A 13,905-nucleotide genomic window follows, 5' to 3' on the forward strand; every position below is an offset into this window, starting at 1 on the left:
TAATTACGTTTATCTTTTTTTATTGTTATTTCTCAGTGTTTTTAAGCACAGGTCTGCGTTCTTCTTGCGAGGGATTGCCTTTGGCATATTGTAAGAGCAGAGGTTTGACCAGAGCTTTTTCTCAAATTCTGCGCTTTAATTTTGAAAATGCAGTTCTTTTGAATCCCTACAGCTTAAAGATTTTTTTATTCTTCCTAATTCAGTTAATAGCGCGATTGTTTATCAATAGTATTATCAGACTAAAAAACTTCAAATTGGTTCTTAATCTGGATATTATTTTTACTTTCATATTCTTTATTTTTTCCTTTTATAATCTGGTAGTGATATAAAAAATGGATGCAAATAAATAGATTCATTAAAAAATAGTCTGTTTAAAATCTAAAATTACAGATTACGGAAACAAGTAATCAATCTGTTTAAAAATTTGCAAATTATCTCAATCTCTAATTGATAAATTGTCCAATTAAATTTGTACTTTTGCCAAGTTTTTTACACAACTACATACAAACAACAACAGAATGAATCAAACAAAATATATTTTTGTTACAGGCGGTGTGACTTCTTCTTTAGGAAAAGGCATTATCGCGGCATCTTTAGCAAAATTGTTACAAGGAAGAGGATACCGTACAACTATTCAGAAATTTGATCCTTATATAAATGTGGATCCAGGTACGTTAAATCCATATGAGCATGGAGAATGTTATGTTACTGACGATGGTGCTGAAACAGATTTAGATTTAGGTCACTACGAGCGTTTTCTTAACGTTCCTACTTCTCAGGCTAATAACGTTACAACAGGAAGAGTTTATCTTTCGGTTATTGAAAAAGAAAGAAGAGGAGAATTTTTAGGAAAAACGGTTCAGGTTGTTCCTCATATTACAAATGAGATCAAAGATAGAATGCAATTGCTTGGTAAATCAGGTGATTATGATATAGTTATTACTGAAATTGGAGGAACTGTAGGTGATATTGAATCACTTCCTTATATAGAATCTGTTCGTCAGCTGGTTTGGGAATTGGGAGAAAATAACGGAATCGTTATTCATTTAACCTTAGTTCCATTTTTGGCAGCTGCAGGAGAGCTAAAGACAAAACCTACACAGCATTCTGTAAAAACATTGATGGAAAGTGGTATTAAAGCAGATATTTTGGTTTGTAGAACTGAACATGAATTATCTCAGGAATTGCGTCAAAAATTAGCTTTGTTTTGTAATGTTAAGAAAGAAGCGGTAATTCAATCTATTGATGCTTCAACAATATATGAAGTTCCAAATTTAATGCTCGAAGAAGGATTAGATGTTGTGGCTTTGAAAAAATTAGATTTGCCTAAAAAAGCATCTCCGGATTTAAAAACGTGGAATACTTTTTTACGCAGATTAAAAAATCCAAAGCAAACTGTAAATATTGGTTTGATAGGGAAATATGTAGAAATGCAGGATTGTTACAAATCTATTTTAGAGGCGTTTATTCATGCAGGTGCTGCTAATGAAACAAAAGTTAACGTAATTTCTATTCACTCAGAACATATTAATATTGATAATGTAGAAGAGAAATTAGGACCTCTTGACGGAGTTTTAGTAGCTCCAGGTTTTGGTGAAAGAGGTATTGAAGGAAAAATTGAAGCAGTTCGTTTTGCACGTGAAAATAATATTCCGTTTTTTGGAATTTGTTTAGGAATGCAAATGTCTGTTATCGAGTATTCCAGAAATATTTTAGGATATGCTGAAGCAAATTCTACTGAGATGAATGAGAAAACGTCTCATCCTGTTGTAAGTTTAATGGAAGAACAGAAAAATGTTACAGACAAAGGAGGGACAATGCGTCTTGGAGCTTGGAAATGTGATATTAAACCAAATACGCTGGCACACAGAATTTACGGACAAAAGACAATTTCGGAGCGTCACCGCCACCGTTACGAATACAATAATAAATATGCAGACGAATTGCAAAAAGCAGGTTTAAAAGCTTCTGGAGTTAATCCTGATACAGGTTTGGTTGAAATTGTTGAACTTGAAAACCATCCGTTTTTTATTGGGGTTCAATACCACCCTGAATATAAAAGTACGGTTGCCAATCCGCATCCAATTTTTGTAAACTTTGTTGCAGCGGCTGTTAATGCGCATAAAAAATAATAATTAATATTCTGGCAGGCTGTAACTTTTAAACTAAAGTCAGTACTAATAGCCTTGACGAATAACCTTTTTTAAATTATAATGGAAGAAAAAAAATTAGACCTTAATTCAATCATTGGTTTTGTATTGATATTTGGAATTTTGATTTGGATATTTTATCAAAATCAACCTTCAGATAAGGAAATTGCTGCTGAAAAAGCCAAGAAAGAATTAGTAGCTAAGCAAGAAGCTCAAGCTAAAGCAGACAAAACAAAAACAGCTGTTTTGCCTGTTACTGCTGCAGTTCCCGGTGATACTGTACAATTAGCGCAATTGCAAAAAACATTAGGAGGTTTTGCTTATTCTGCAACTCTTCCTTCTGCAAAAGAATCATTTACTACAATTGAAAATGAAAAGATAAAACTTAAAATCGCTAATAAAGGCGGTTATATAGTTGAAGCTACTCTAAAAGAATTCGAAAAATTTAAAAAAGGTTCAGGAGAATTAGTTGAATTGATTAAAGACAATAATTCTCATTTAAACGTTCAGCTGCTAACAACTGATAACAGAACATTGAACTCTAAAGATTTATTTTTTGAGCCTTCATTGACTAAAGTTGGTGCAGATCAGGTTTTAACAATGCGTTTAAAAGCCGGAGCAAACGAATTTTTAGAATATAAGTATATATTAAAAGCAAATGATTATTTAGTTGGTTTTGATATACGTTCTCAAGGTTTAAATAAAGTTTTAAATTCTGCTAAACCATTAAATTTACAATGGGATTTAAAAACGTATAGAAACGAAAAAAGTGTTGCATACGACAATCGTTTTACTGAAATCAATTATGAATATAATGATGAAAAGTACAGCTATGTAAATAATCACGGTCAAGGAAAAGAAGAAGCTCCAGAAAAATTGAGTTATGTTGCTTTCAAACAACACTTTTTTACTACTATTTTATCTACAGAAAAGCCATTCGAAACTTCAAAATTGCAATCTGATGATTTAGTAAAAGACGAAAAAATTGATACTGTTTTTACTAAACAATTTAGAGCGACATTACCGTTAGCATTTTCTAATGGTGAAATTGATTATAAAATGAGCTGGTACTTTGGACCTTCAGATTATAAAACATTAAAATCATACAAGAAAAATTTCCAGAAAATTATTCCACTAGGATGGGGGATTTTTGGATGGATTAACCAATGGATTTTTATTCCATTATTTGGTTTCTTAAGTTCTTATATTGCTTACGGAATTGCAATTATCATTTTTACAATTATCATTAAATTGGCTATGTCGCCAATTACATATAAATCATTCTTGTCTCAGGCTAAAATGAAAGTTTTGCGTCCGGAGATTACAGAATTGGGTGAAAAATTCAAAAAAGACCCAATGAAGAAACAACAGGAAACAATGAAATTGTATAACAAAGCAGGGGTAAACCCAATGGCTGGATGTATTCCGGCGTTGATTCAGCTTCCGTTTATGTATGCATCATTTCAATTCTTTCCATCGGCTTTTGAGTTAAGACAAAAAAGTTTCCTATGGGCAGACGATTTATCTTCTTTTGACTCTGTTGCAAAATTACCATTTCATATTCCGTTATACGGAGATCACATCAGTTTGTTCCCAATTTTGGCAGCAATAGCAGTTTTCTTTTATATGAAAATGACATCAGGAGATCAGCAAATGGCAGCTCCTCAGCAAGAAGGTATGCCGGATATGGCAAAAATGATGAAAATCATGATTTATGTTTCGCCGTTATTGATGTTAACTTTCTTCAATAATTATGGTGCAGGTTTGAGTTTGTACAACTTTATGTCGAATTTAATTACGATCGGGATTATGTTTGTAATTAAAAACTATATAGTTGACAGCGAAAAAATTCATGCTCAGATTCAGGAAAACAAATTAAAAGAGCCTAAAAAACAAAGCAAGTTTCAGCAGCGTCTTCAGGAAGTAATGGAACAGCAGGAAGCAGCAAAAGCTCAAAATAAAAAGAAATAAATTCTTAAAAAAATCTCGATTTATCGGGATTTTTTTATACCATTATAATTTATAAGACAGATTTTCGTTTACGTAAAAAATAGAAATAACATGATTTACAAAAAACTCATATTGGGATTAGTTTTCTTAAATGCTTTTTTTATTACCGCACAGAGTAATGAAAATAAACTCGATTCTGAAGGAAAGAAAGACGGTTTGTGGAAAGGAACTTATGCTGAATCTAAAAGACCTCGTTATGAAGGAACTTTCAGCCATGGTAAAGAAACTGGTATTTTTAAATTTTTTGACGATACTAAAAAAGGAGACGTTATAGCGACTCGCGATTTTACTGCAAGCGACGGAAGTTCTTATGCTGTTTTTTATGATCAGAATAAAAACAAAGTAAGTGAAGGTAAGGAAGTTGGTAAAGCGCATGAAGGAGAATGGAAATTTTATCACAAAGCTTCGACTGTGGTAATGACTCTTGAAAATTATAAAAATGGAAAACTGGACGGTTTAAGGACAGTATATTATCCAAATGCAAAAATTGCTGAAGAAATTAGATATGTAAATGGTTTAAAAGAAGGTGTTTACAAAAAGATAGGGCAAAATGGAACGCTTTTAGAACAGTCTACATTTAAAAACAACGAATATAATGGCGATGCAGTCTTTTATGATGCTGATGGAGCCGTAGCTTCAAAAGGAAAGTTTTTAAATGGAAAAAAAGCGGGAATGTGGCAGTTTTACACAAAAGGAAAATTGACTAAGGAAGTAAATATGAGCGATCCAAAAAGTAGTTATAAAGCCGATTCAAAACCTAAAATGGAGTAAATTTATTTCTATATTTGATTGCTAATATTAACAACCAATCCAATATGAAATTTAAAACGCTATTATTACTATTGTTCTTTACAGGAGCTTTTGCTCAGAATAAAGCAGAAGCTGAAAAACTAGTTGATGAGGGGGTTGAACTTCATGATAAAGGAGACTATACAGGAGCAATAAATAAGTATGACGATGCTTTAAAATTAGACAAAGATAATTTGCTCGCATTAACCGAAAAGTCTCTGACTTTGAATGCTTCAAAGAATTATGAGCAAGGAATTGCGGCTTGTAAGCAGGCTATCGCAAAACATAAAAACGAAGGTCTTAAAAATGTATATGTTAATTATGGTAACGCTTTAGATCATCTCAAAAAGGCAGATGAGGCTGTAAAAATATACGATGAAGGTATTGCATTATATCCTGATTACTATCAATTGTACTACAATAAAGGAATATGTTTGTCTGGATTAGGAAAGGATGTGGCTGCTACAGATAGTTTTCAAAAATCTTTTCTTATTAATCCCAATCATGGAAGTTCATTAAACGCTATAGGAGTTCTTGAAACTGGTAATAATCGAATTCCTGCCATTTTAGCTTTTTCCAGATTTTTAATTGTTGAACCTCAGACCAAAAGATCGCAGGTAGTTCTTGAAAAACTCCAAAAATTGATGATGCAGGGAGTTACGCAGCAAAATGAAAAGTCTATTAATGTCAGCATCAATTCCTCAATGCTTTCTGATGCTGAAGATAAATCTCAAACAAAAGAAAATAATTTTTCTTCTACTGATTTTATTTTGTCAATATCGGCTAGTTTAGACTTTAGTGAAGAGAATAAAAGCAAAACTGATGTGGAGAAGTTCATTAGAAAGTTTGAAGTTGTTTGCTCTTCATTAGTCGAAACAAAAAAAGAAAATTTTGGTTTCTATTGGGAGAAATTTGTTCCTTATTTCAGAGAAATAGAAAGAAATAAATTCATAGAAACATTTGCTTATATCGCATTTGTAAATACAAATAGTGATGATGTGCTGAAATGGCATGAAAAAAATAAAGCTGAAGTCGATAAATTTTATAATTGGAACAGCACTTACAAATGGAATAAGTAATAAGTTTTATCTACCCTGCTATTACTTAATCTAATTAAAGACATTAAAACTATCTATATTTTGATGTATCTTTGCACCCTTGTAAAAATATAAACGAGTTAAAATGAAACGTGTAGTTGTTGGACTTTCTGGTGGAGTAGATTCTAGTGTTGCAGCCTATTTATTGCAACAGGAAGGATACGAAGTTATTGGCCTTTTTATGAAAAACTGGCATGATGATTCGGTTACTATTTCTAACGAATGTCCTTGGTTAGAAGATAGTAATGATGCTTTATTAGTAGCTGAAAAACTCGGAATTCCGTTTCAAACTGTCGATTTAAGTGAAGAATACAAAGAAAAAATCGTTGATTATATGTTCAACGAATACGAAAAAGGAAGAACTCCAAATCCTGACGTACTTTGTAACCGCGAAATCAAATTTGACGTTTTCATGAAAATTGCTTTAAGCCTTGGTGCAGATTATGTGGCAACAGGACATTACTGTCAAAAAAATGAGATTGAAGTTGACGGAAAACCCGTTTATCAATTAATTGCAGGAAATGACATTAATAAAGACCAATCTTATTTTTTATGTCAATTATCTCAGGAACAATTATCTAAAGCATTGTTTCCAATTGGTGCTTTAACCAAACCGGAAGTACGCAAAATTGCAGCTGAAATGGAATTGGTAACTGCAGAAAAGAAAGATTCTCAAGGATTATGCTTTATTGGGAAAGTTCGTTTACCAGAATTTTTACAGCAAAAATTACAGCCAAAAGAAGGTAAAATTGTTCAGATTGATAAAAATGATCCAATTTATACTGTTCATGATAGCTCTGGATTATCTTTTGAAGAGGAATTAAAAGCTGAATCTCAAAAACTTAATTATGAGCCTGCAATGGGAAAAATCGTTGGAAAACATCAAGGAGCTCATTATTTTACAAACGGACAAAGAAAAGGTTTAAATGTAGGCGGTACGACAGATCCGTTGTTTGTAATTGCTACAGATGTAGAAACCAATACCATTTACACAGGTTTGTCCAGCAATCATCCAGGTTTGTTTAAAAAAGCTTTATTTGTTGGAAACTCTGAAGTTCACTGGGTTCGTAATGATATGACTTTAAAACCAGGTCAAACGATGGAAGTTATGGCCAGAATTCGATACCGTCAGCCTTTGCAAAAAGCTGTTTTGCATCAGTTTGAAGACGGAATGTATGTTCGCTTTGATGAACCTCAGTCTGCTATTACAGAAGGTCAGTTTGTTGCATGGTATTTAGATAATGAATTAGTTGGTTCGGGAGTAATTTCTTAGCTTTATACTTTTTTATAAGGTTTTCCTTTTAAAAAAGTAAATTATGAAGCACTACTACTTTACATTTATACTATTAATGTTTTCAGCTGCGATGTTTTCGCAAGAAGATGCATGGGTTTATTTCAAAGATAAACCAAGTTCGCAGTCATTTTTAGACAAACCGTCTGATATGCTTTCAACGCGTTCTTTAACTCGGAGAACAAATCAAAATATTGCCTTAGATCAAATAGATGTTCCTGTCGAAAAAAGCTATCTAAATCAGATAAAATCCAGTGCTGGAATTACGATATTGGCTAAATCAAAATGGCTTAATGCGCTTCATATCACGGGAACCCAAGCCAATGTTTCGGCTCTTAAATCATTAGCATTTGTTGATAAAGTTGTTTTTGCAAATAAGACGCTCAATATAACTGCAAAAATAATTAGTGAAAATCGTACTGTAGAAACACAGAATAAATTAAAAACAACAATTGATTATGCTTACGGAAACGCAGCAAGCCAAATCCAAATGCTTAATGGCCAGATTTTGCATAAGCAGAATTATACTGGAGAAGGAAAAGTTATTGCTGTTTTAGATGCTGGTTTTCCAGGTGTAAATACGGCACAGCCTTTCCAGAATCTCCAAACAAATAATAGAATTTTAGGCGGTTACGATTTTGTTAATCGGAATGCCAATTTTTATACCGGAGATGATCATGGTACTTTAGTGCTTTCAACTATGGGAGGTTACAAAGAAAATGCCTTGGTTGGCACCGCTCCCGATGCTTCTTATTATCTGTTTATAACAGAAAATGATGCTTCTGAAAATCCAATTGAGGAATCGCTTTGGGTCGAAGCTGCTGAAAAAGCAGATAGTCTTGGAGTAGATATTATAACCACTTCTTTAGGTTATTTTAGTTTTGATAAGGCTGGCGAAAGCCATACTTACAGTGATATGAATGGGAGTACGACTTTTATTTCCAGAGGGGCAGAAATTGCTTTTAGCCGAGGAATAATTGTAGTGGCTTCTGCAGGGAACGAAGGCAGAACCGCAGAACCGCATATTGGAGCTCCGGCAGATGCTGTTTCTGTAATAGCAGTTGGTTCTGTTACTTCTGCAAAAGTAAAATCAGATTTTAGTTCAGTTGGACCAAGTTTTGATAATCGAATAAAACCAGATGTAATGGCGCAGGGAACAGCTGCTGCAGTTTCTAATGCATCCGGAACTATTGGAACTTCAAACGGGACTTCTTTTTCATGTCCGATAATGGCGGGTATGATTGCGTGTTTGTGGCAGGCTTTTCCGGAAAAAACAAATAAGGAAATCAGAAAAATGATTTTAGAATCCTCTGATAGATATACTGCGCCAAACTATAATTATGGGTACGGAATTCCAAATTTTGGATCGACTCTGGGTACTGAAACTTTTAATTCCTCTTCTGAAATTTTTTCAGTTTATCCTAATCCTGCTTTAACACAGGTTTCATTTTTATTTTCTGATAAATTAGATACAGCTTCGGTATCCATATATTCTATTTTAGGACAAAAACTGATCGAAAAACAAATTACGAGTCAAAATCCTGTACTTTCTTTGCAGTCTTTAAAAAGCGGACTTTATTTTTACACTTTTGATGCCGAAAGCCTTCATAAAACAGGAAAGATAATCAAACAATAATACATTTTGAATGAATAGAATTACAGAGCTTTTTAATATAAAATATCCAATAATTCAAGGAGGAATGATTTGGAACAGTGGCTATAAACTGGCATCTGCAGTTAGTAATGCTGGTGGTTTGGGCCTTATTGGCGCTGGTTCTATGTATCCTGAAGTATTACGTGAGCATATTCAGAAATGCAAAAATGCAACCAGCAAGCCTTTTGGAGTCAATATTCCAATGTTATATCCAAACATTGAAGAAATTATGAATATTGTGGTTGAAGAAGGTGTTGATATTGTTTTTACATCGGCAGGAAATCCTAAAACCTGGACTTCGTTTTTAAAATCAAAGGGAATTACTGTAGTGCATGTTGTAAGCAGCAGTGTTTTTGCTTTAAAAGCGCAGGAGGCAGGAGTAGATGCAATTGTGGCAGAAGGATTTGAAGCAGGCGGTCATAATGGCCGCGAAGAAACGACAACCTTAACGCTGATTCCGATGGTAAAAGAAAAAATTCAGATTCCGATAATTGCAGCCGGCGGTATTGCAACGGGAAGAGGAATGCTGGCCGCAATGATTTTAGGTGCCGACGGTGTACAGGTTGGAAGCCGTTTTGCAGCTTCATTAGAATCATCTGCACACAATAATTTCAAAGAAACTATAGTTAGAATAAAAGAAGGTGATACACAATTGACTCTTAAAGAATTAGCTCCTGTAAGACTGGTTAAAAATAAGTTTTATAATGATGTACAATCTTTATATGAAAAAAGTCCTTCAAAAGAAGAATTAATAGCACTTTTGGGTAGAGCAAGAGCAAAGAAAGGTATGTTTGAAGGAGATTTAGAAGAAGGCGAATTAGAGATTGGTCAAATAGCCGGTTTGATTCATGAAATTTTGCCTGCTGAGAAAATTATACAAGAAATGATGGCGGATTTTGAAACTGCCAGAAAAGAAAAGACTAAATTTGAGTTTTAAAAAGCACGAGAGACAACTATGAATACTTTACGCATCTATATAATATTTCTTTTTTTAGGTTTTGGTCTGCATAATTCTTACGCACAATCGTACCAATTTAAGACTACTGGATTTAGTGTTTTGGAAAAAAACGAAAAAGGAAAATGGGGAGAATGGTCCGATCTTGATTTGGTCAATCTTTCGGTAATTTTGGATACCAATAAACATCGAATAGTGATTTACTCGATGGAAATTCAGCTTTTTAATATCTTAGATTACATCCAGAGAGAAGAAAACGATACAGATATTACATATTCATTTATGTGTAAAGATAATGACGGAAAGGAATGTAAATTATCTATAATTACCCGAAAAAAACAAGATTACCGTAAGCAGCTTTATATTAATTACGACGATCATATTATTGTGTATAATATTTTTACAGCTTAAAAAAACAACAAACCCTGCAGATTCAATAATTTGCAGGGTTTGTCATTTATTGGAATAAAATAAAAACTATTCAATATCTTTTATGAACTCATCATACTCCAGATAAAACATTTCAAGAGCATGCATATTTTCATTAAAGAAATCAAAAATTGCATCCCAATTATTTTTATTACTAAAGCCTACGCCCAGCTTTTCAATCCAAATTCTGCTGATGGTTTTACCGCTTTCTAAAGTGTAATTTTTTTCGAAAACTAAATCTTTTATAAATTCTTCTTCCAGAATATTTTTTAAGGCTTCAATTTTTTCATAATAAGCAGTCCTTTTTTCGTCGCTTCGATGTTCAATATCAATTAAAACCTGTGCTTTTTTATTGTCTACATAAAATTTAAAAGAGAAGTCTTTAATCTTAGTATCATAAAGCACCCATTTGCGCGGATATTTTTCGGCAAAAGCCACCCAAAATTCTCTTTTTATTCGTTGTGATTCTTCTCTGCTGTACATTTTTACTGCTATGATTTTAGAAAACTTGCGGAAACGCGTTTTCTGGAGTATATTTATATTTTAAATGAAAGTACAAAAATAAACTTTGATTATGAATTTTCAAGATTTTTTGCAATATGTTCCTAATATAATTCCAGTAAAATTGCCAGCTGTTGCAGCTCATTTAAAAATGGCTCCAAAAGAGCGGGCAGAAGCATTAAAGAATCTGGATATAGAAGCAATAAATCCTAGAATTGCAGCTGTAATGATGCTTTTGTATCCAAAAAATGATGAAACACATCTTATTTTAATAGTTCGAAATGCTTACAATGGAGTTCATTCTTCGCAGATTGCTTTTCCGGGCGGTAAATACGAAACTACAGATACGGGTTTTGAACAGACCGCTTTGCGCGAAACTCATGAAGAGGTTGGAGTTTTACCAGAAAAAATTAAGATTATAAAAGAATTTACGCCAATGTATATTCCGCCAAGTAATTTTTTAGTGCATCCTTTTTTAGGAATTTCTACAGAAGAGCTTTCATTTTATCCAGATGTAAGAGAAGTAGCTTCGATTATAGAACTGCCTCTTTCTGTTTTTTTGGATGATGAAATTATCATAGACGCTGTACTTTCAACTTCTTATGGCGCAAATATTTCGGTTCCCGCCTTTAATATACAAAACCATATTGTATGGGGAGCAACAGCAATGATTTTGAGTGAGTTGAGAGATGTTTTGAAAATAACTTTTGGGGATAATTTAAAAACTAAAAAATAACAATTTGATATTCATAATATTAAGATTTTATTTCCGAAATTAGTTATAAGTATTAGTAAACGAATAATTTTTGTATGTTTGCGGACTAACAAAAGAATAAAGATTAACTGCTATGGGATTGTTTAAACGAAATCCTTTTGGACATATATTATTCATTAAGAAATGGCTGATCCGAATTTTGGGTTCCATGACTCATAGAAGATATAGAGGTTTTAATGACTTACAGATTGAAGGATCTGAAATCATTAAAACGCTTCCTGATACAAATGTTTTGTTTATATCAAATCATCAGACTTATTTTGCCGATGTTGTAGCAATGTTTCATGTCTTTAACGCAAGTTTATCAGGACGTCAAGACAATATTAAGAATATCGGTTATTTGTGGCAGCCAAAGATGAATTTATACTATGTCGCAGCCAAAGAAACCATGCAGTCGGGGTTGCTGCCAAGAATATTAGCATATGTAGGAGCAATCACTGTAGAGAGAACATGGCGCGCAAAAGGTGTTGATGTAACAGAAAAGCGTGATGTTAACCCAAATGACACCGAAAATATTCGAATAGCTCTTGAAGACGGCTGGGTTATTACTTTTCCGCAAGGAACTACAAAATCGTTTAAACCCGTTCGTAAAGGAACAGCTCATATTATAAAACAGCATAAACCTATTGTAATTCCGATCGTGATAGACGGTTTTCGCCGTTCGTTTGATAAGAAAGGATTACGCATGAAAAAGAAAGGAATTCTACAATCTTTCATTATCAAAGAACCTCTTGATATTGATTATGAAAATGATACAATCGATGAAATCGTTGAAAAAGTAGAATATGCAATAGAGCAGCATCCTTCATTTTTGAAAGTTATTCCTGCAGAAGAATTAAAAATACAAGAAGAACTCAATCAAATGAGAAGATGGGATTATTAACGATTTAGAGTTTTTTGTTTCAAGTTTCATGTTTCAAGTTGGGCTGGTATCTTAAAAACCTTTGAACCTTTGTCGCTCTGAGCCTTTGAACCTCAATTAAAAATCAATCTTCTTCAGCTCTTTATAGTTTGAATATAATCTGCGAAGCAGTGTTCCGTAAAGTAGTCTGTAAATACACCAGAACAGTCCTAAAAGTATCAGTGTCAGCAGGACAAATGCGCCAATAGAAAATAACATAGCAATACCGTTTGCTGCTAATTTCTGGCGGATAAACTCCATATCAGGGTTATAAACATACCCAATAAAAAAGCTCACCACGCACGAAACTACAACTATTCCCAGATTATACCATACATAATATTGAACTGTTTTTCTGGTTCTTAAAATACTGCCCATTAATAATTTGGTAGAAACTGTTGTGGATATAGTTTTGTAATTTTTATAAAAAAAGTAAATGAAAACTAAAGTTACAGCGTAATTAAAGCACATTAAAACCTGCATATAAAGTATAATTTCAGGATGATTGATCTTTTGAATCATATCATCAATATTTGAATAGTAGTTTGTTATAGTCCAAAAAGATACTTCCAAAATACTGATAATCAAAATCCACTTCACGATGGAAGATGATTTTTTATGAATCATTTTGTAGATCTCTTTCTCAGAAATTTGTTCAAAAGAATCCGAGTTCTTTTTCCAGTCTTTTTTTAGTAAATCCAGTTCTTTCATAATAATCTTTAAGGATTTAATATTTTTTTAAGTTTCCCTTTAATTCTGTTCATTTTCACACGTGCATTCACTTCGCTTATTCCTAAGGTTATTGCTATTTCTTGATAATCTTTGTCTTCTAAATACATAAAAACTAATGCTTTTTCGATGTCATTAAGCTGATATACTGCTTTATACATCAATTTAATTTGTTCCTCTTCTTCATAATTGTAATCAACGTCTTTTACAAAATGCTGATGACTTTCATAATCTACGGTAGATATGGTCCTTTTGGTTTTTCGGTATAGGGTAATGGCGGTATTTAGGGCAACGCGATACGTCCAGGTCGAAAATTTACTATCGCCTCTAAATTTAGGATACGCTTTCCATAACTGAATGGTGATTTCCTGAAACAAGTCTTTGTGAGCGTCTTCGCCAGCAGTATATAATCTACAAATCTTGTGGATTATATTCTGATTTGCCTGCAATTGCGCAACAAATGACTGTTCTAGATTTTCGCTCATATGGTATTAGTACACCGTAACGGGATTTTGTTACACCGTGAAAATAAAAATAATTTATAACAAAATAAAATTTTAGCGATAATCTTAATAATTTTCAATTCCTTTCCAACCTTTTACAGAGAATCGTACTCTATATATA

At 33.0% G+C, this 13,905-nt stretch carries 13 protein-coding genes; 10 read left to right on the forward strand and 3 right to left on the reverse strand.

The features are described from left to right. The first annotated feature begins 518 nt into the window (after positions 1 to 518). The 8 genes from B0A68_RS11920 to B0A68_RS11955 all read left to right on the forward strand — a co-directional run bounded on the left by B0A68_RS11920 (position 519) and on the right by B0A68_RS11955 (position 10,357). Entirely contained in the window at positions 519 to 2,132 is a 1,614-nt protein-coding gene (locus B0A68_RS11920) for a CTP synthase (RefSeq protein WP_035684014.1), read from the forward strand. An 81-nt stretch (positions 2,133 to 2,213) separates the two neighbouring features. Further along, positions 2,214 to 4,121, forward strand: coding sequence for a membrane protein insertase YidC (yidC, locus tag B0A68_RS11925; protein WP_035684012.1), 1,908 nt, complete (start codon positions 2,214 to 2,216; stop codon positions 4,119 to 4,121). 90 nt (positions 4,122 to 4,211) lie between these two features. Next, a complete protein-coding gene (locus B0A68_RS11930; RefSeq protein WP_035684009.1) occupies positions 4,212 to 4,931 on the forward strand; it encodes a toxin-antitoxin system YwqK family antitoxin in 720 nt (239 codons plus the stop codon). A 44-nt stretch (positions 4,932 to 4,975) separates the two neighbouring features. Then, positions 4,976 to 6,028: a tetratricopeptide repeat protein gene (locus B0A68_RS11935; protein WP_035684007.1), complete on the forward strand. Its 1,053-nt coding sequence runs from the start codon at positions 4,976 to 4,978 to the stop codon at positions 6,026 to 6,028. A 103-nt stretch (positions 6,029 to 6,131) separates the two neighbouring features. Then, a complete protein-coding gene (gene mnmA, locus B0A68_RS11940; RefSeq protein ID WP_035684004.1) occupies positions 6,132 to 7,319 on the forward strand; it encodes a tRNA 2-thiouridine(34) synthase MnmA in 1,188 nt (395 codons plus the stop codon). A gap of 43 nt (positions 7,320 to 7,362) precedes the next feature. Then, the gene (locus B0A68_RS11945) at positions 7,363 to 8,973 is read left to right on the forward strand and encodes a S8 family serine peptidase (protein ID WP_035684002.1); all 1,611 of its coding nucleotides are present in this window, start codon (positions 7,363 to 7,365) and stop codon (positions 8,971 to 8,973) included. Positions 8,974 to 8,983: 10 nt separating this feature from the next. Continuing rightward, positions 8,984 to 9,928 carry an NAD(P)H-dependent flavin oxidoreductase gene (locus B0A68_RS11950; RefSeq protein ID WP_035683999.1) on the forward strand — a complete coding sequence of 315 codons (945 nt, stop codon included), beginning with the start codon at positions 8,984 to 8,986 and terminating at the stop codon, positions 9,926 to 9,928. A gap of 18 nt (positions 9,929 to 9,946) precedes the next feature. Continuing rightward, complete coding sequence (locus B0A68_RS11955; protein WP_035683997.1) at positions 9,947 to 10,357, forward strand: hypothetical protein; 411 nt, start codon at positions 9,947 to 9,949, stop codon at positions 10,355 to 10,357. Between the two features lie 66 nt (positions 10,358 to 10,423). Here the strand turns inward: B0A68_RS11955 and B0A68_RS11960 are convergent, their stop codons facing one another. Next, entirely contained in the window at positions 10,424 to 10,858 is a 435-nt protein-coding gene (locus B0A68_RS11960; protein WP_035683994.1) for a DUF4268 domain-containing protein, read from the reverse strand. 91 nt (positions 10,859 to 10,949) lie between these two features. On the opposite strand from B0A68_RS11960, the gene B0A68_RS11965 reads away from it, so the two are divergent. After that, the gene (locus tag B0A68_RS11965) at positions 10,950 to 11,612 is read left to right on the forward strand and encodes an NUDIX hydrolase (RefSeq protein ID WP_035683992.1); all 663 of its coding nucleotides are present in this window, start codon (positions 10,950 to 10,952) and stop codon (positions 11,610 to 11,612) included. Positions 11,613 to 11,724: 112 nt separating this feature from the next. Further along, the gene (locus B0A68_RS11970; protein ID WP_035683990.1) at positions 11,725 to 12,534 is read left to right on the forward strand and encodes a lysophospholipid acyltransferase family protein; all 810 of its coding nucleotides are present in this window, start codon (positions 11,725 to 11,727) and stop codon (positions 12,532 to 12,534) included. Between the two features lie 96 nt (positions 12,535 to 12,630). Here the strand turns inward: B0A68_RS11970 and B0A68_RS11975 are convergent, their stop codons facing one another. Together B0A68_RS11975 and B0A68_RS11980 are read right to left on the reverse strand one after the other, a co-directional pair. After that, positions 12,631 to 13,263: a hypothetical protein gene (locus tag B0A68_RS11975; protein WP_035683987.1), complete on the reverse strand. Its 633-nt coding sequence runs from the start codon at positions 13,261 to 13,263 to the stop codon at positions 12,631 to 12,633. An 8-nt stretch (positions 13,264 to 13,271) separates the two neighbouring features. After that, a complete protein-coding gene (locus B0A68_RS11980) occupies positions 13,272 to 13,766 on the reverse strand; it encodes an RNA polymerase sigma factor (RefSeq protein ID WP_035683986.1) in 495 nt (164 codons plus the stop codon). Between the last annotated feature and the right edge of the window lie 139 nt (positions 13,767 to 13,905).

Source organism: Flavobacterium reichenbachii, from assembly GCF_002217435.1.
Classification (GTDB): Bacteria; Bacteroidota; Bacteroidia; order Flavobacteriales; family Flavobacteriaceae; genus Flavobacterium; species Flavobacterium reichenbachii.